The organism is Synechococcus sp. MU1611 (assembly GCF_020514255.1).
In the GTDB taxonomy this organism is placed as follows: Bacteria; Cyanobacteriota; Cyanobacteriia; order PCC-6307; family Cyanobiaceae; genus Parasynechococcus.
The window spans coordinates 161,804-177,965 of record NZ_VTLC01000004.1 but is presented as its reverse complement, the minus strand read 5'-3'; the positions used below and the strand labels follow the sequence as shown (position 1 = coordinate 177,965).

Annotated in this window: 15 protein-coding genes; 11 read left to right on the top strand and 4 right to left on the bottom strand. The window is 58.4% G+C overall.

From position 1 onward, the window contains the following. Positions 1-10 precede the first annotated feature (10 nt). Entirely contained in the window at positions 11-736 is a 726-nt protein-coding gene (locus FZZ92_RS09685) for a sulfotransferase family 2 domain-containing protein (protein ID WP_226423108.1), read from the bottom strand. A 21-nt stretch (positions 737-757) separates the two neighbouring features. Continuing rightward, positions 758-2,182, bottom strand: coding sequence for an NADP-dependent isocitrate dehydrogenase (locus FZZ92_RS09680; protein ID WP_226398757.1), 1,425 nt, complete (start codon positions 2,180-2,182; stop codon positions 758-760). A gap of 82 nt (positions 2,183-2,264) precedes the next feature. On the opposite strand from FZZ92_RS09680, the gene FZZ92_RS09675 reads away from it, so the two are divergent. Further along, positions 2,265-3,215, top strand: a complete 951-nt coding sequence (locus FZZ92_RS09675; RefSeq protein WP_226398756.1) for a glycosyltransferase family 2 protein — start codon at positions 2,265-2,267, stop codon at positions 3,213-3,215. Here FZZ92_RS09675 and FZZ92_RS09670 read toward each other — a convergent pair. Both FZZ92_RS09670 and FZZ92_RS09665 read right to left on the bottom strand, forming a co-directional pair. Next, positions 3,198-4,403, bottom strand: coding sequence for a ChbG/HpnK family deacetylase (locus FZZ92_RS09670; protein WP_370631270.1), 1,206 nt, complete (start codon positions 4,401-4,403; stop codon positions 3,198-3,200). The genes FZZ92_RS09675 and FZZ92_RS09670 overlap by 18 nt on opposite strands. After that, on the bottom strand, positions 4,403-5,158 hold the full coding sequence (locus FZZ92_RS09665) for a 5'-methylthioadenosine/adenosylhomocysteine nucleosidase (RefSeq protein ID WP_166015749.1): 756 nt from the start codon (positions 5,156-5,158) through the stop codon (positions 4,403-4,405). The genes FZZ92_RS09670 and FZZ92_RS09665 overlap by 1 nt, the downstream gene beginning before the upstream one ends. 113 nt (positions 5,159-5,271) lie before the next feature. Here FZZ92_RS09665 and FZZ92_RS09660 point away from each other — a divergent pair, with 113 nt between their 5' ends. From FZZ92_RS09660 to FZZ92_RS09615, 10 genes are all read left to right on the top strand, one after another. After that, on the top strand, positions 5,272-5,679 hold the full coding sequence (locus tag FZZ92_RS09660; RefSeq protein ID WP_226398782.1) for a hypothetical protein: 408 nt from the start codon (positions 5,272-5,274) through the stop codon (positions 5,677-5,679). Between the two features lie 75 nt (positions 5,680-5,754). Then, a complete protein-coding gene (locus FZZ92_RS09655; RefSeq protein ID WP_226398754.1) occupies positions 5,755-6,468 on the top strand; it encodes a heme oxygenase (biliverdin-producing) in 714 nt (237 codons plus the stop codon). Positions 6,469-6,478: 10 nt separating this feature from the next. Continuing rightward, complete coding sequence (locus tag FZZ92_RS09650; protein WP_226398753.1) at positions 6,479-7,516, top strand: glycosyltransferase; 1,038 nt, start codon at positions 6,479-6,481, stop codon at positions 7,514-7,516. A gap of 66 nt (positions 7,517-7,582) precedes the next feature. Then, on the top strand, positions 7,583-9,421 hold the full coding sequence (locus FZZ92_RS09645; RefSeq protein WP_226423106.1) for an ABC transporter ATP-binding protein: 1,839 nt from the start codon (positions 7,583-7,585) through the stop codon (positions 9,419-9,421). Then, positions 9,421-10,608 carry a glycosyltransferase gene (locus FZZ92_RS09640; protein ID WP_226423105.1) on the top strand — a complete coding sequence of 396 codons (1,188 nt, stop codon included), beginning with the start codon at positions 9,421-9,423 and terminating at the stop codon, positions 10,606-10,608. Before FZZ92_RS09645 ends, FZZ92_RS09640 begins: the two co-directional genes overlap by 1 nt. 221 nt (positions 10,609-10,829) lie before the next feature. Next, positions 10,830-11,777, top strand: coding sequence for a hypothetical protein (locus FZZ92_RS09635; protein WP_226423104.1), 948 nt, complete (start codon positions 10,830-10,832; stop codon positions 11,775-11,777). Next, the gene (locus FZZ92_RS09630; RefSeq protein ID WP_226398750.1) at positions 11,774-12,913 is read left to right on the top strand and encodes a glycosyltransferase; all 1,140 of its coding nucleotides are present in this window, start codon (positions 11,774-11,776) and stop codon (positions 12,911-12,913) included. The genes FZZ92_RS09635 and FZZ92_RS09630 overlap by 4 nt, the downstream gene beginning before the upstream one ends. Then, positions 12,913-14,181: a glycosyltransferase gene (locus tag FZZ92_RS09625; protein WP_226423103.1), complete on the top strand. Its 1,269-nt coding sequence runs from the start codon at positions 12,913-12,915 to the stop codon at positions 14,179-14,181. The genes FZZ92_RS09630 and FZZ92_RS09625 overlap by 1 nt, the downstream gene beginning before the upstream one ends. Then, entirely contained in the window at positions 14,178-15,302 is a 1,125-nt protein-coding gene (locus FZZ92_RS09620) for a glycosyltransferase (RefSeq protein WP_226423102.1), read from the top strand. Before FZZ92_RS09625 ends, FZZ92_RS09620 begins: the two co-directional genes overlap by 4 nt. Then, positions 15,299-16,159, top strand: a complete 861-nt coding sequence (locus FZZ92_RS09615) for a sulfotransferase (RefSeq protein WP_226423101.1) — start codon at positions 15,299-15,301, stop codon at positions 16,157-16,159. The genes FZZ92_RS09620 and FZZ92_RS09615 overlap by 4 nt, the downstream gene beginning before the upstream one ends. Positions 16,160-16,162 lie beyond the last annotated feature (3 nt).

Here is a 16,162-nt window from a genome sequence, read left to right as displayed (position 1 = left end):
CTGGAAGGCTTTAAAACTGATATTTTCCCCATTCCACTTCTTGGTAAAAGATGCGCTCAATGGCGTCTTTTTGATTTGAATTGAGTATTTCTTTGTAGGGCCTTTTGTCGGTGCGTAAGGTGGATTTGGCTTTGGGAAGTTGTGGATTTCCGGCTAGATTGAGATCATTAAATAGATTCTCAATGGCTTCCTGAAGTTGTTCATAGTGATATAAGTGGTTCACGAGGATTGTTCCTTTGTGGCTATAAATTGATCGGCAAGAAGTTGCGAAATTTTCTAGAAGACCGCCGTTGATAAAAGTGTCTAGATCGAGGTCTTTGTGGCTTTTCTGGTCTTTTTTGAGTTCAAAAAACTGGGAAAGAGCATGGTCCCATGGGTTTCGAATAAAGCAGAAGCTGTAATAGCTCTCGAATGTCGATGCACTGATGTAATTTTTGCTAAGGGCAGTTGTTGCCTCAATGTGTGTGTGCAATCCAATCGATTTGATATAGCGGCTGACGCCTTTTTTCTGTAATTTGCACTTTGCTTTAATTGCAAAGTAGTTGATTTTGTTCCACCAGGGAATATAATTTGTGGGTCCCTGGTAGCCAAGCTCCCGGCGAATCTTTTCGTCTCGACCTAATGGCGTAATGACGTCTTTGCGATTGCAGCTGCTGGACAGTGCAATCGCTGTTGATGTCGATGCTGTCTTCCGGTTGGCAAAAAATATGAATTTATTTGAGTGATTAATAATCACGAATCTCTAGCAGTTGATTGTTCAGAAGCGGTCAATGATCGCCTCGGCAAAGCCGCTGCAGCTCACGGGGTCCACTTGGGGTTCCATCAGTCGGGCCAGGTCGTAGGTGACCTGCTTGTCGGCAATGGCGGCACTGAGGCCTTTGGTTACCAGATCAGCAGCCTCCTGCCAGCCGAGGAACTCCAGCATCATCACGCCGCTGAGGATCACCGACCCCGGGTTGATCCGGTCGAGGCCGGCGTGTTTCGGGGCGGTGCCGTGGGTCGCTTCGAAGATGGCAGCGTTCTCGCCGATGTTGGCGCCAGGGGCCATGCCCAGGCCTCCCACCATCGCGGCCGCGGCATCGGAGATGTAGTCGCCGTTGAGGTTGAGCGTGGCGAGGATCGAATACTCCTGGGGGCGGGTCTGGATCTGCTGGAAGATGCTGTCGGCGATGCGGTCATCCACCAGCACCATTTCTTTCCATTTGCCGTCACCGTGGCTGCTGCCGATGGCGTCGATCACCGCCTGCACCTCCGCATCGATGTCGGCTTTCTTCTCTGGTGTGAGGCTGTCGTAGCCCGGTTCGATCATCCGTGCGTTGGCCTGCACGCTCAGGTTGGAGTCCTTCTCGAGGTTGCCGAGGATCCAGCTCTCCCGCTCGGTGATGCACACATCGCGGAATTCGGTGGTGGCCAGCTCATAGCCCCAGTCACGGAAGGCCCCTTCCGTGAATTTCATGATGTTGCCCTTGTGCACCAGGGTCACGTGGCGCTTGTTGCCCTCAAGGCGAAGGGCGTGCTGAATCGCCTTGCGGATGTGGCGTTGGCTGCCGTTTTTGCTCACCGGCTTGATGCCGATGCCTGATCCCTCGGGGATTTGGCGCTTTCCGAGCTTGCCGTTGGCGGGGATCACCACTTCGTTGAGGTGCTTGCGCAGCTCTTGGCCGACGGCGTCATCGGCTTCCCATTCCACCCCCATGTAGATGTCTTCGGTGTTCTCCCGGTAGACGATCACGTCCAGATCCTGGGGACGCTTGTGGGGGCTTGGGGTGCCTTCGTAGTAGCGGCACGGGCGCACGCAGGAATAGAGATCAAAGATCTGGCGCAGGGCCACATTCAGCGAACGGATGCCGCCGCCCACTGGTGTGGTGAGGGGGCCTTTGATGGCCACGCCGTAGCTGCGGATCGCTTCGAGGGTGTCCTCTGGCAGGTACTGGTAGGTGCCGTAGAGGTCGCAGGCTTCATCGCCGGCATACACCTTGAACCACTCAATGCTCTTGCTGCCGCTATACGCCTTGGCCACGGCCGCATCCAAAACCTTTTGCGTGGCGGGCCAGATGTCAACGCCGGTGCCATCGCCCCGGATGAAGGGGATGATCGGGTTGTTGGCCACCACGGGTTGACCGTTCTCGAAGCGGATCGGTGTGCCCTGGCTGGGGGCGGTGAGCTTCTCGAACTGGGCCATGGCGGTTGGTCGGGCGTCAGCAGGCCGAGCCTATGACTGAGCCGGTAGCCCTACGGTTCCCGATAGTGCAAACCGCGCATTCATGGCCAGTGAGCAGGTGTGGGTGGTGGCGGCCTGCTTCAACGAAGCCGAGGTGATCAGCGCCTTCATCGAGCGGGTTATGGCCTTGCCGGATGTTGACCGTCTTCTCCTCATTGACGACGGATCGTCTGATGCCACGGTGGCGGTGATCCAAGCCTGGCAGCAGAGGCATGCCGACCAGGGCGTCACGCTGCTGGAGCTCACCCGTAACTTCGGCAAGGAGGCGGCGATGTTGGCGGGGCTGGACTACGCCAACGGACGCTGTGCCGCGGCGGTGTTGATCGATTCCGATCTTCAGCACCCTCCGGAACGGATTCCGGCGATGGTGGAGGCCTGGCGCAATGGCGCCGAGGTGGTCACCGCGGTGCGGGATGACCGCGATGCCGAAGGGCTGGTGAAGGTCGCCACGGCATCCTGGTTCTACCGGGTGTTCAACCGCCTGGTGGATTCGATCCAGCTTCAGGAGGGGGCCGGTGATTTCCGTCTGCTGAGTGCACCCGTGGTTGAGGCGGTGACCCAGTTGCGTGAGGCCACGCGTTTTTCCAAGGGTTTAATGCCCTGGACCGGTTATCGCAGCGAGGAGATCGCCTACAGCCGTGTGGCTCGCGTCGCTGGTGCCACATCCTGGAGCTCTCTCAAGCTCTGGCGCTATGCCCTGGACGGCATCTTTTCGTTCACGGTGAAGCCGTTGAAGGTTTGGGGCGTGATCGGTGTTCTGATTTCGTTCCTGAGCTTCATCTATGCCGCACTGATCGTTCTGCGCACCCTGGTCTTTGGTGTGGATCTGCCGGGCTATGCCTCACTGATCGTGGCTGTTCTGTTCCTCGGGGGGATTCAGTTGATTGGCATCGGTGTGCTGGGCGAATACATCGGCCGGATCTACATCGATGTCAAACGGCGGCCGCACTATTTCGTCAGAGCCGTGCATCAGGGTTCAGAGCTGTTGCGCTGAAGTCCACTCTTTTTGGCGGTGGGAGGAGTTGAAAAAGGCCACGGACTGCTGAAAGGTCTCCTGATCCATGCCAGATGCGGCATGGCGGCGGGCCGGGTGGATGAGCACAACGGGCCTTGATTCGCGAGGGATCGTGCTGGGGCTGTGGGCCGTGATCCAGCTGCGACGCAACGCATTGCCGAACATCGATCCACTGAACAACACACCGGCGAAGCGCTGGTTGGTTGGAATCCCGGCCCGGCGTAGCCGGGGGATGGCCAGCCCGCTCAGCAGCTGCAGTACCAGCCACTTGATCAGCCCTCCTGTGTGCAGGCTGCGCCACCAAAGTTTCAGGGACAAGCTTTCCGGCAGGGGTTCCCGCGTCGTGCGCACCCAGGTGATCGATTCGGAACGGGCCAGATCCAGCACGGCATCCAGCACCAGGGGCACGAGATGGATGTGCTGGTGGCCATCGAGTCGGATCCGCTGCAGCCCGGTGAGTTGGCGGTAGCGGCTGATCTGCTGCAGCAGAACCGTGCGCAGCTGGGGTGCGATGCGTTGGCGTTGCCACGGCAGGATCGAGGCCAGCAGCAAGGTGCCGAATCCGGTTGGCAGATCCGGAGCGTTGGGCAGGCGATGCCCTTCGGTCAGGCAGAGGTGAAGCGTGAGTGGTGGTGGATCAGCAAGGTCGCGCCAGGCTTCGACAGCGGCAGCTGCACTTGGACCATTCACCAGAAGACTGGCTCCCTGGATCTGTCCCCTTCGGGCGAGATCGATGATCGCCGCATCAACCCCGTCAGCCAACCCGAGGTCGTCGGCATGGAGCAGCGGTGGTTGGCCGTTTTGTTGGTGGCGCGACTTGGCACTGAAGCGGGCCGCTCGACTCCAGATCAGTGCATTCAGCACCGTGGGTGTGAACACCAGCACCAAGATCGGGGCGTTGAGCAGCGGCAGCAGAGCGCAGACGCTGATGTTGACGACGTACTGCAGGAGCAGCCAGCGACGGGCGAACTGGCGACCACCAGTCTCTTCCCGGAAGGTCAGTAAGGCGTGGCCCAGATACCCCGCTACTGAGGCGGCCAGGAAGGCGATGGGGTTGGCCAGGCTCAGGGTCATCCACTGGCCCAGCAGCAGAAGCACGCCAATGTGAACCGCGGCGGCCGTGCCCCCCACGACGCCGTACCGCAGCAAGCGGTTCAGCAGAGGCATCATGCGCATCGTTGGGGCGTGTCGTTGCAGCGTTGCAGCAGGGCCTCAATCAGCCGCCATGCCTTCTCCTCGTAGCGTTTGACGAAGTCTTCGAAGCTCTGGGCTGCCGCCTCATCGGCACCATCGGAAATCACCCGAAGCACAAGCCAGGGGACGCCCTCCTGCTCGGCGACCTGCGCGACGGCGGCGCCTTCCATCTCAACGGCCAGCAGATTGGGAAGGGCGTCCCGCAGTGTTTGCAGCACCGCGGGATCGCCGATGAAGCGATCCCCCGTGGCGATCAGACCGCTGCGTGGACGTGCGAATCCGTCCAGTTCGCTGGCGCCGTGAGCCTCCTGAAGAGCGGTCTTGGCCCAGTGAAACCAGGTCGGCTGTGGTCGGAGCTGGTCCTGATTGAGCGCTGGCAGCGTGAACCGTGGGAACAGGGGGCGGGCATCCATGTCGTGCTGCACCACGGCATCGGCCAACACCACATCCCATTGACGCAGGGCTGGATCCGCAGCGCCGGCGACACCGGTGAACAACAGCAGATCGATGCTGGGATCGCTGGCGAGCAGACGTGTGGCGGCCCGCGCAGCGCTCACCTTGCCCCAGCCGCTCCAGGCCAGGCTGAGGCGCACGTTGTCACCCCAGGATCCCCGATGGATTTTGAGATCTCCGTGTTCGCTGCAGCTCAGGTCCTTGAGGTGGCTGAGATCGGAGCCGATCTCCTCCGGCATCGCGCCAAGCAGGGCAATGTGCAGCGGTTGCGTCATGGTTTCTTAAACCTCGGGCAACCGTAACGGCGACCTCTTGCATCTCCCTGCACACTGTGCGGAAGTCGGAGGGTCCAGTGAACGCGGGTGAGTCGGTACACAGCGTGGCCCGGATGCGAGCACTGGCCTCCACGATCACGCTGGTGCGTCAACAGTTTCCTGCTGCACAGGCCAACCTCAGCCCCTGGCGGGATGACCCGCAGACCCGGCAGTGGAGTGAGGAGGAATCGTTGGATCTTTCATTCCACTTTCCTGGCTGGAGTCCACGGCTGGAATGCCGCAGTTTGCTGATGCAATTGCGCATCAGCGAAGAGAGAGGTGATGAACAGCTGCGTCTGCTGGGGGTGTTGATGCGGGGCATGACCTACGACGGCGAACGCTGGCGCCTGGCTACGGTCGGTGAGTGGTTGCCGGAAGGCCGCCATTTGCCCCAGCAGCAGCAGGTGAAGCAGCTTCAGCAGATCTGTCGCCAGTTGTTTGAACTGTTCGAGGGACATGCTGTATCTGATACAGCGGCGTAACCCTTCGCAACGCTCAAGGCCACCCTTACGTGGACTGCTTATAGGGTCCTTCTATCGGTCCAATCACAAGCATTCATGTCCGTTGCACTGGCTGCCCAGATCCGTGAAGGCACGAAAAAGTCTCACACCATGGCCGAAAACACCGGCTTTGTGAGTTGCTTCTTAAAAGGCGTCGTCGACAAATCCAGCTATCGCAAGCTTGTTGCAGACCTCTACTTCGTCTATGAGGCGATGGAAGAGGAGATCGACAAGCTGGGTGATCATCCTGTTGTTGGACCGATTGGCAAGAAAGAGCTCAATCGTCGTGAATCTCTCGAGCAAGACCTCACCTACTACTTCGGTGAGGGTTGGAAAGAGCAGATTCAGCCGTCTCCGTCGGCAGTGGCTTATGTCGAACGGATTCATGCTGTTGCGAAGGAGTCCCCTGAGCTCTTGGTGGGTCACCACTACACCCGTTACCTCGGTGATCTCTCCGGTGGTCAGATCCTCAAGAACATCGCTCAGAAGGCAATGAATATGGATGGAGACGATGGTCTTCGTTTCTATGTCTTTGATGACATTGCCGACGAGAAGGCGTTCAAGACCCAGTACCGGGCTGCCATGGATAATCTCCCGATCGATCAGGCCACGGCTGATCGCATTGTTGAGGAAGCCAACCATGCCTTCCACCTGAACATGAACATGTTCAAGGAGCTTGAGGGCAATCTCGTTGCCGCCATTGGCAAGGTTCTGTTCGGTTTCCTGACTCGTCGTCAGCGGGCTGGCAGCACCGAGGCCGCCGCCGCTTGAGTTTTCGCTGGTGCCCACCGAACTGATTCGTTTTCTGGTCCCCGGGACCGGTCGCCGCTTTCGTTGTGGTGGGCTCAGCGTCGAACAGCAGACCGCCCGACTGGTGGCAAATCTGTGCTCGACCGAATTGGTCACTTACCGCGAGCGTTCACCCGATCATCCGTACCTGGATGATTGTCTTCGTCATGAGCTCCCTGATGCTCAAGTTGTCTGGGTGGTCAGCTGGGGCTTTGACGTTCCTGGTTTGATCCGTCGGTTGAACGGCCGTCGGGTTGTGTATCACGCCCACAGCAGCCAATACGGCTTTGGGTTGCCCCCTGGAGTCCCGGTATTGGCCGTCAGCCGCAACACCCTGGGCTATTGGGGTGACAAGGCTCCCCGCAATCCCTTGTTCTTGGTTCCGAATGCCCTGGGCCAGGCTTGGCTTGACCGTGGCGACCGTTCGGCACGCCAAAGTCGATCCATCGATGTGCTGGTGCAAGCCCGCAAGAGCAGCCCTTATGTACTGAATCAGTTGGTGCCGGCGTTGCGGCAGGCCGGTCTTGTGGTGGAGGTGCAGGCCGGCTGGGTGGATGACTTGGTCGAACTGTTCAATCGCTCCACGGTGTACCTCTACGACTCAGCGGAGTACTGGCGCGGCCGCGGCGTGACCGAGGGTTTCGGGTTGCCGCCGCTGGAAGCGCTGGCTTGCGGCTGTGTTGTGTTCAGCAGCCTGAATCATGCCCTGGCCGACTACGGCGATCCCAGTCACACCGTGCATCAGATCGGTTGTGGTCGGCTGCATTTCGACCTCGAACGAATCAAGGGCGCTGTTGCTGCTCCCCAGAGCTGGCGCCCTTCAGTCGACCGTTTGGAGGCTTTGCTGCAGGAATGTTCAGAAGCTGAGCTGCTGAAGCGCTGGCGAGACGCCTTCTCTCTTCTGGATGCCCTGGAAGCTGCATCCGGGCCAGATCTGAGTAGTGCCCCCACGTGGCGGTTGCAGCTGCAGCAGCTGCTCTCACGGCTTCAGCGAGTGGTCAATCGGTTGCCCGTCTGGCCTTCCCGTTAGGGCAGCATGATCCTTGGCGCGTACGGTCACTGAAGAGGTTGATGCGTCGGTTCTGGCTTGGGAAAGATGAGCCGTCAGTTTCCGAGATTTTCCCTGCAGAGTCAGACTTGGAAAGATATTTCGGCGTTGCTGGGCAAGTTGCCGGCAAGGCGGAAACGGTTGGTCGGTTTTGTCCTTCTTGCGTCGTTTTTTCAGGGCATCCTTGATCTTCTTCTGATTGCATTTTTGGCCCGATTTGTTGGCCTGTTCTCAGGTGCAAAGCTTGCAGATCGCTTGCCAGGAATTTGGGTTTTTGGTGGCGGAATTTTAGATCAAACGGGCTGGCTTTTGGCCTTATTGATTGCTTCATTCTGGCTTACATCTTTCGTGCGTTTTCTTGTATCTTTGATGCAAAGTCTCCTGAGTGCGGAGATTTGGAATGACCTCGTCAATCAGGTGTACCAAAATGTTCTTCAGCAGCGATATGAATTTTTTATTGAAAACCGTACGGCCAACCTCTCCGAAAAATTCAATCGAATTCTCAATAGTGTTTCAACCAAGGTTGTGATTCCTTTGATTGCGATTGCCGGCAATGCTTTGTCGGTCACGTCTCTATTGGTTGGTGTTGTTTTTGTCCTTGGCTATCAGGCCTTGGCCATCTTCTTGCTGATGTTGATTGCCTACGCAGTGGCTTCGGTGCTTATTACTCCTTATTTAAGGTTGGCGACCAAGCAGCGTGTTCGTTATGGAAGACGGATCAATCTTTTGTTGATGGAGTCGTTGCGATCCATACGTGATGTTCATCTGTACTCGGCTGATAAATATTTTGTGACTCGCTTTTCTTCGGATGGAGTCATTGCAAAAAGGTACGATCGACTGACGCGCTTACTGCCTGATGTTCCGCGCTTTTTGATCGAGCCTGCTGGTGTTTCGATTCTTTTCTTGGTCGGTTTGGCCCCAGCTGTTTTGAATGGGGATTCCAGTGATGTGCGTAATGCGATTCCCGATTTGTTCGCAATCATGTTCACGTTGTTGAAGATTTCTGGGCCGCTGCAGAACACATTCCGTAGTCTGAACCGTTTGCGTGGTGGCCTCCCTGAAATAAAAGATGCGCTGGACTTGTTGGATCTGAAGCCTGAGCGACTTCTTTTGTCTTCTCCTGGTGTACCAACCCCAGAAGGGTTAATGCCCCGCCGGCTGATTCAGTTGAAGGATGTCAGTTTTTTGTATCGGCGCAGCGAAAAATTAATTGTTGATGCAGTCAATCTCTCGATTCCGATTGGCTCCCGTTTTGCTTTGGTTGGGCGCACGGGAAGCGGAAAAACCACAATTGCCCATCTGTTGCTGGGTTTGCTCCAGCCATCATCGGGTCAGCTCATGTTGGACGGCATTCCTGTGAGTCCGCAAGACTTGCCTGCGTGGCAGGCCAATTGCGCCTTGGTGCCTCAAGATATTCGTCTTTTTGATGGAAGTATTCGCGACAATGTGGCGTTCGGATTGGACAATGATTCGATCGACGATGAGGATATTTGGGCTGCGTTGAAGACGGCTCAGTTTGATGATGTTGTGGCTCAAATGCCCTATGGCCTTTACACCATGATTGGAGAAAACGGCGTCAAGTTGTCTGGGGGGCAACGTCAGCGTCTCGCGCTGGCACGAGCCTTTTATCGTGGTGCCAAGGTTCTTGTCTTGGATGAAGCGACAAGTGCTCTTGACAACAGAACAGAGCATGATCTTCTTCAGGCCTTGGATCTGGTGGGGCGTCGCTGCACAACCATCGTGATCGCCCATCGGCTGTCAACAGTCAAAAAGTGCGACCGAATTGTCGAGATTGAAAATGGCAAGATCCACGCTCAGGGCGATTTTGTCTCTCTCTGCGAGAATTCGGAAACGTTCAGGGATATGTATCGCATTGAAAACACTTAATGGCAGATATCGTTCTGCTCTCTACGGCTGACTGGGATCATCCCCTGTGGACAAACAAGCAGCACGTTGCTTGTGCACTCGCCGCTGAAGGTGAGCGAGTTTTGTACGTTGAATCTCTTGGTCTTCGCTCGGTTCAAACCAAAACCCAGGATTTCAGAAGGATCCTACGGAGGCTGTTTCTTGGGCTGCGTTTCCTGCGGGCGGTGCGACCGGGGATCTGGGTGTTGTCTCCCTTGGTTGTGCCCGGTGGATCCCGTGGGATTGCGCTACGCCTGAACCGCTTGATGGTTCGTTTCAGCGTGTCACTGGCTTGTTGGTTGTTGCGCTTCCGTTCCCCTTGGCTTTGGACCTACAACCCGCTGACGTTGCTCTATTTGCCGTTGAAAGGGTTCGAACTGTCGATCTATCACGCGGTTGATGCGGTTCAGGAGCAGCCCTGTATGCCCAAGAGTTTGATTGAATCTGAAGAAGCCCGCTTATGTCGCTCCGTCGACCAGGTATTCACAACGTCGCCGTATCTCGCTGAACGGCTGGCAACGTATACAGAACGAATCTGTTACGAGCCCAATGTTGCTGACCGGGATCATTTTTCCGCCTCACTTGAACTTCGTCATGACCCCACGTTCGTCTTTCCGCCGGAGTTGGTAGGAATTCCAGAGCCCAAAATTGGTTTCGTTGGTGCGATCAGCAGCTACAAACTTGATTTTGCGCTGATTCGTGCAGTCGCCGTTCGTTGCCCTGAGTGGCAATTCGTTTTCATCGGGCCACAGTCAGAGGGTGAGCCCAGCACGGATCTCTCGCAGTTGTGTGGTCTCAGCAATGTGCATTGGCTTGGCCCGAAGCCCTACAGCCAACTCCCACAGTTTTTGGCTGCCTTTCAGTGCGCCTGGTTGCCATTGCAGTGCAATCCCTACACCCGCGCGATGTTTCCGATGAAATTTTTCGAGTACCTCTTCGCTGGGTTGCCTGTGGTCTCCACGCGGATTCATGCCCTTCATGCCTTTGAGGCCATTTGTTGCCTCTGCCCACCGGATCCGTTGGAGTTCAGCGAGCAGCTCCAACGTGTTTTGGCAGGAGAGGGTCCACGTCTCGATGAGCGATTGAGCGGAATTGAGGGTTACACCTATCAAAGTCGAACCCGTCGCATGCTGAAGCTGCTGCGTTCTCAAGGGGAATGCGTTGGATGAAGGAGCAGCTCTCGCTCCAGCTGGTTGCTGTCAAGAGATGGCTTAAACGCGTTGCCCCGCCGATTTTTGCGTTGCTGAAATCTTTCAACCAGCGGCGTGAACAGCTTTGGACCAGTCCGTTGGCGTATGTCTGTCGAAACAGCCGCCTGGGTCACGCGTTAGGCGTTGCTGTGTTTCGGCTCACGCAAGGGAGGCTGACGTCAGCTTCAACGAGCTATCTCATGTTCGATGGCAGCCTTCGCCTTCATCAGTATCAACAGGCTTCTTGGATTGCTGATGCGGCGTGGCGCCGGTGGCCGAATGCGATCGATGTTGTCTCGATGCAGTGCACCCTGGCGTTAAGGGCTGGTGCATTGCCTGAGGCCTTTGCTCTGATGGAGCGATCCCTGATTGCGTCGGACTATCGAGCTGTGGATCGGGTTCTTTTTCGCACCGGATCTCGCCCCCGTGATCTCCACCAAAGCGATGAGGTTTTTCGTTGGCTTTCGCATCGTGCCGACATTGACCTCACCCGGCGCTCCTATGCGCTCGTCGCTGAGGCTTATCTGATTCTTCGCCTAGAGAATTCGGCGCGCGCTCAGGAGTTGGTAGCCGCTTTGGAGGGCATGGCAGAGAAGCTGCGCAGCGACGAAGCAACAACCTGTTGTCCGCAGTCCAATCGGCAGAATCTTGGGAAGCTGTATGTGTCGATCAGCAGTGCTCTCTATCACCTCGCTCTTCTTCAGGGGGACATGCCTTTGCTGGCGAGGTGTTGGCAACGCTTGGCTGAATTCAGTCGTGCGATCGACAGGGATCAGATGAATGCTGATGCGTTGTTCCGCATGTCCAGCAACATCGGGCGCGGTCTTGCCCTTGGCTTTCTGCTCGACCCGCGTGAATACGGAAGGGTACGCAGTGATGCGTTGACCTTGTTGAACGCTTGGACGACCGCCAACGCTGCAGGGCTCGCCCCGAGGCGACGTGTCAGGGGAAGAACGCCTCAGGAAAACCATCTCCTGTTCCTTGAGGCTTTGCAGCAGAGTTGTATGGAGCTTCACCTGGCGGGTGGTTCCGTTACCCCGCAGGCGTGCCGTCAGTGGGCGCGTCTGCTGAATCACTCCTCTGAAGGAAGTTTGAACGACACGATCGCGGCGCTGGTGCAGAGGCAACTCACCGAGCCCGAGCCATGAAGGCTGCAGCACAGCCGCGCAGGTCGGCACTTCTTTTCATTGATTCGCTCAAAATCGGTGGTGCAGAGCGCGTCACCCTTCAATGGGCCGAATGGCTGTCGGAGGAAGGTTGGAGCGTCACCTTGTTGACCTCAAAGTCCGCCAGCCACGACTTCTATCCCGTCCCCGCTGGTCTCCGCCGCGTGCAGGAGCCTGCCCTGCCGGGGCTGTTGGATCGTGCCTTGTTTTGGCCGTTGAAGCTCTTGCGCTTGCGCAAGCTGCTTCAGCGAGAACAACCAGATCTCTTGATCGGGATGACGACGCTGCCATCAATCAAGTTGGCGTTGGCTTCGGTCGGTCTGTCGTCATGCCTGGTGCTTTCGGAGCGCAACTACCCTCCGGCTCGGCCGCTGGCTTGGCGTTGGCGCCTGCTGCGTCGTTTGGCCTATCCCAGAGCTCATTTGCATCTGGTGCAAACGCAGGGCATTGCTCAGTGGCTCCATCAACGCGGCTTGGCCCGCCGCACAGCGGTTTTGCCCAACGCGATTGTTTGGCCGATACCGCGTCTGGCTCCCTGGCTGAATCCGGAGCGTTCCGTTCCGCCGGGCCAGAAGTTGATCCTGGCGGTTGGAACCAAGCTCCATCAGAAAGGCTTTGATCGCTTGGTGGCCGCGTTCGCTGGCTTGCAGGCTGACTTCCCCGATTGGTCGTTGGTGATTCTTGGCATCGACGATGCGCTGTATCGCGGGGTCAATCAGGCGGCTCGGTTGCGCGCGCAGATGGGCACTGAGTCCTCACGTTTGATCCTTCCGGGGAACGTCGGCAATGTGGGGGATTGGTACAAGGCCAGTGCCTTGTTTGTTCTCTCCTCTCGCTTTGAGGGGTATCCCAATGTGTTGCTCGAGGCGATGGCCTCCGGTCTTCCTTGTCTGGCGGTGGACTGTCCCACCGGCCCTTCGGACCTGATTGATCCAGGATTGAACGGTTGGCTTGTGTCCGAGCAAGTCGCCTCAACCGACATGGAACAACCCTTGCGCCAGGCCTTGGAGGACAAAGCTGCGCGCGTGGCCTTTGCGTCCAAGGCTCAAGCGGTCCGCCAGCGCAATGCACCTGAGAGCTTGCGACCTGTGTTTCTTGATTTGATGGGGTCTCTGTGATGCAAGAGCAAGAGCCTCTGCTGGCGGATTCAGGTCGTGATGATCTGTGGCTGGTGCTGCCGCATCTCGGAGCGGGGGGCGCTCAAAAAGTTGCCTTGATAGCCGCCCGCCATTTCGCTGCTCAGGGTTTGAAGGTGAAGCTGGTAACGCTCATCCCAGGGCATCCTGTGGCCCATGCCCTTCCTGACGGCATCCCTCTGCTTGAACTGGGGCTACCGAACCATCGCTCCTGGTGGGCCCGCGCTGGTCGTTTCACCCTGGCGCAGCTCGACAAGCTGATCCGCTGGTTGTTTCAGCTGCAGCTGCGCTGGTTCGAACGCTGGTTCCAAGCCCGTGTCTGTCCAGGGGGTCGGGGCCTTGCTATGCAGCTTTTTCGTGTGGGAACAGAGGCGACGGCTGGTTTTCGTCTCCGTCAGCTGCGCCGGCAGTTCCGTCGTCAGCTGCCCCATCGGGTCCTGGCCCTGCTCACCCGCACCAACATCACGTGCTGTTGTGCTGCCTGGGACCTTCCGATTCACCTCGTGGTGTCAGAGCGCAACGACCCCTCACTTCAGCTGCTCCCGGAGGTGTGGCAGCGCCTGCGACCCTTTGCCTATCGCCGCGCGGATGTGGTGACAGCCAACACAGCCGGTGTTCTTTCGGCTCTGGAACCCATGGGGCCCTGGGAGCGGTCGGCCTTGCTGCCCAATCCCTTGCCGGGTGCCCCCAGGGCTGGTGCACGTGGAGGTCAGGCGAGCGCCGTTGGCTTTATCAGTGTTGCCAGGTTGGTGCCGCAGAAGGGACTGGACGTGTTGATCAACGCCTTGCCAAGGCTGAGCGGAGCTGCAGCAGACTGGCCCGTCACCTTGGTGGGTGATGGGCCGGAGCTCGAGACGTTGCAGCAGCAGGCGCAGGATCTCGGGGTCTCGGGTCGGTTGCGATGCATGGGGTTCCGCCCTGATCCGGAGCGGTTCCTGGCGGAGGCTGCTGTGTTCGTGTTGCCCTCCCGTTTTGAAGGCATGCCCAATGCACTCCTGGAGGCCATGGCTGCCGGTCTGGCGGTGATCGTGACGGATGCTTCCCCTGGCCCCTTGGAGGTGGTTGAGCCTGGTGTGAGCGGTTTGGTCGTGCCAAGTGATGATCCGATTGCTCTGGCCGCCGCGATGGTGAAGCTGGCCTCGGATCCAGTGTGTTGTCGGCGGATGGGTGCGGCGGCCAGGGAACGAATCGCTGCGTTGGATTGGCCCCAGTTGGAACCGCTTTGGCGGTCGATCCTGGCGTTGTCATGACAGCACGTGTTCTAGTGCTGGCGCCGACCCGGCGGGCGCGGACGGAAACCTTCGTGCGCGCGAATCTGGCCCGCTTGCCGTTTGCGGTGGAGGCCTGTTTCGGGGATGAGATTCCCTGGCGAGAGCCCCTTAAAGCGCTCTATGGGCTGGCGATACTGATTAGTAAGGTCTGCACCCGGTTGGGCTGGCTTCGACTGGCCACGCTGCCCGCTTCCATTGTGGCTGTGCTTTTGGTGCGACGTCACCGGCCGGATGTGGTGATGGTGGAGTTCGGCTTTCATGCCGTTCGGGTGATGGAGCTGGCTCGCACGGGAGTTCCCCTGGCGGTTCACTTCCGCGGTGCCGATGCCTCTGCCGACCGCTACCTGAAGCGCTTGGAACAGCGCTATCGCCGTTTGTTTCAGCTCACCTCGGCTGTAATCGTCAAGAACCAAACGATGCGGAGCCGTCTGATCGCCCTTGGCGCCGAGCCAGCACAGCTGGTGATCAGTCCATCCGGTGCCGATGAGGAGCGCTTTCAGGGGGCTACTCCCGCCTCCATGCCTCCGCGGTTTCTGGCGGTGGGTCGCTTTGTGTCGAAAAAAGGGCCGTTGGACACCTTGGAAGCCTTTGCCCTCCTACAAGGCCTGACGGATCAGGCCGATTCGTGCCGCCTGGTGATGGTGGGTGATGGACCGTTGCTTCCTGTCGTGCAGGAACGGGTGCGCCAGCTCGGCCTAGAGCAGCTGGTTCAGTTCCCTGGCGTGCTTCCACCCGATGCGGTGGTGGAGGAGATGCGGCGCGCGCGGGCGTTTCTGCAGCATTCCCGCACAGCGGAGGATGGTGATGAGGAGGGATGCCCGGTCTCCGTGATGGAAGCTCAACTTTGTGGTCTGCCCGTTGTGGCAACCCGCCATGGTGGGATTCCTGACGTGGTTGTGGATCAGCAGACCGGTCGCCTGGTGGAGGAAGGCGATCGCCTGGCCATGGCGGAGGCAATGGCCTTGCTGGTGGATCGCCCAGATCTTGCGGCTGCTTGGGGTGTTGCGGGGCACCGTCGGGCTCAGGCCCAATTCACCGTGGCGCATCACGTGGATCAGATCACAATGCTCCTCAACGATTTGATGGGCCACAGCCGATGAGCAGCAAGCGATTGAAGGTGCTGCTGATCCGTGGTCTCGGCCACAGCGGCACGACGATGCTGGATTTGGCCCTGGGGGCGCATCCGCAGATCATTGGCCTGGGTGAGGCGGCGCGAATTCTGGCGACGCCGCAGCCTGGTGACGAACATCGCGGGCCCAGTCAACTACGCGGTGCCCATCGGTTTGAGCGGCGTTGCACCTGTGGTGCCATTGCGGCGGAGTGCCCACTCTGGGGACCTCAGCTCGAGTGGCTGCGCCTGCATGACCAAACGTCGATGCAGGAGAAAGTGCAGCGGCTGCTGACGGGTTCACCCCACGCTGGTGAGGCGGTGTGGCATGTGGACTCGTATCAGGACGATCTGGAGATGACGCGGCTGCCCGAGGCGATGTTTGACATCCGGATCATTCATCTCGTGCGTGATGTGCGCTCCTGGGTTCATTCCCGGGCCCAGGCCGGTCGTAAGGCAGGCCAACGCTTGCCGGCAGCGCGTCAGCTGGCGCGCTGGTGGCGTGTCAATGCCAAGTTTGAGAGGGCTTTTCGCCAGTCTCCGTACCCGGTTTTTCGTCTGGGTTATGAGGAATTTGCGCTTCAGCCCCAGCGCAGTTTGCAGTTGCTCTGCGCCTGGTTGTCGATCGATTTCCAGGAGACGATGCTGGCTCCTGGTCTCAACAGCAGCAGCCACATCCTCGCGGGGAACCGGGTGCGTTTCGATGCGGATCGCAGCCGAACGATTGCTTACGACGGTGTCTGGTTGGGGGCGCAAGAACCAACGGCTGCGCATCTCGGCTTGCTCCTGCCTGGCGTTGCCCGGATGAACCGCCGCCTGGTCTATTCCAACAACTTGCTTTGCCGCTGATGG

Bases quoted from the DNA above. Each gene is read 5' to 3' on its own strand.
- FZZ92_RS09680 (WP_226398757.1), bottom strand. From the start codon at position 2,182: ATGGCCCAGTTCGAGAAGCTCACCGCCCCCAGCCAGGGCACACCGATC.
- FZZ92_RS09675 (WP_226398756.1), top strand. From the start codon at position 2,265: ATGGCCAGTGAGCAGGTGTGGGTGGTGGCGGCCTGCTTCAACGAAGCC.
- FZZ92_RS09670 (WP_370631270.1), bottom strand. From the start codon at position 4,403: ATGCCTCTGCTGAACCGCTTGCTGCGGTACGGCGTCGTGGGGGGCACG.
- FZZ92_RS09665 (WP_166015749.1), bottom strand. From the start codon at position 5,158: ATGACGCAACCGCTGCACATTGCCCTGCTTGGCGCGATGCCGGAGGAG.
- FZZ92_RS09660 (WP_226398782.1), top strand. From the start codon at position 5,272: ATGCGAGCACTGGCCTCCACGATCACGCTGGTGCGTCAACAGTTTCCT.
- FZZ92_RS09655 (WP_226398754.1), top strand. From the start codon at position 5,755: ATGTCCGTTGCACTGGCTGCCCAGATCCGTGAAGGCACGAAAAAGTCT.
- FZZ92_RS09645 (WP_226423106.1), top strand. From the start codon at position 7,583: ATGAGCCGTCAGTTTCCGAGATTTTCCCTGCAGAGTCAGACTTGGAAA.
- FZZ92_RS09640 (WP_226423105.1), top strand. From the start codon at position 9,421: ATGGCAGATATCGTTCTGCTCTCTACGGCTGACTGGGATCATCCCCTG.
- FZZ92_RS09635 (WP_226423104.1), top strand. From the start codon at position 10,830: ATGTTCGATGGCAGCCTTCGCCTTCATCAGTATCAACAGGCTTCTTGG.
- FZZ92_RS09630 (WP_226398750.1), top strand. From the start codon at position 11,774: ATGAAGGCTGCAGCACAGCCGCGCAGGTCGGCACTTCTTTTCATTGAT.
- FZZ92_RS09625 (WP_226423103.1), top strand. From the start codon at position 12,913: ATGCAAGAGCAAGAGCCTCTGCTGGCGGATTCAGGTCGTGATGATCTG.
- FZZ92_RS09620 (WP_226423102.1), top strand. From the start codon at position 14,178: ATGACAGCACGTGTTCTAGTGCTGGCGCCGACCCGGCGGGCGCGGACG.
- FZZ92_RS09615 (WP_226423101.1), top strand. From the start codon at position 15,299: ATGAGCAGCAAGCGATTGAAGGTGCTGCTGATCCGTGGTCTCGGCCAC.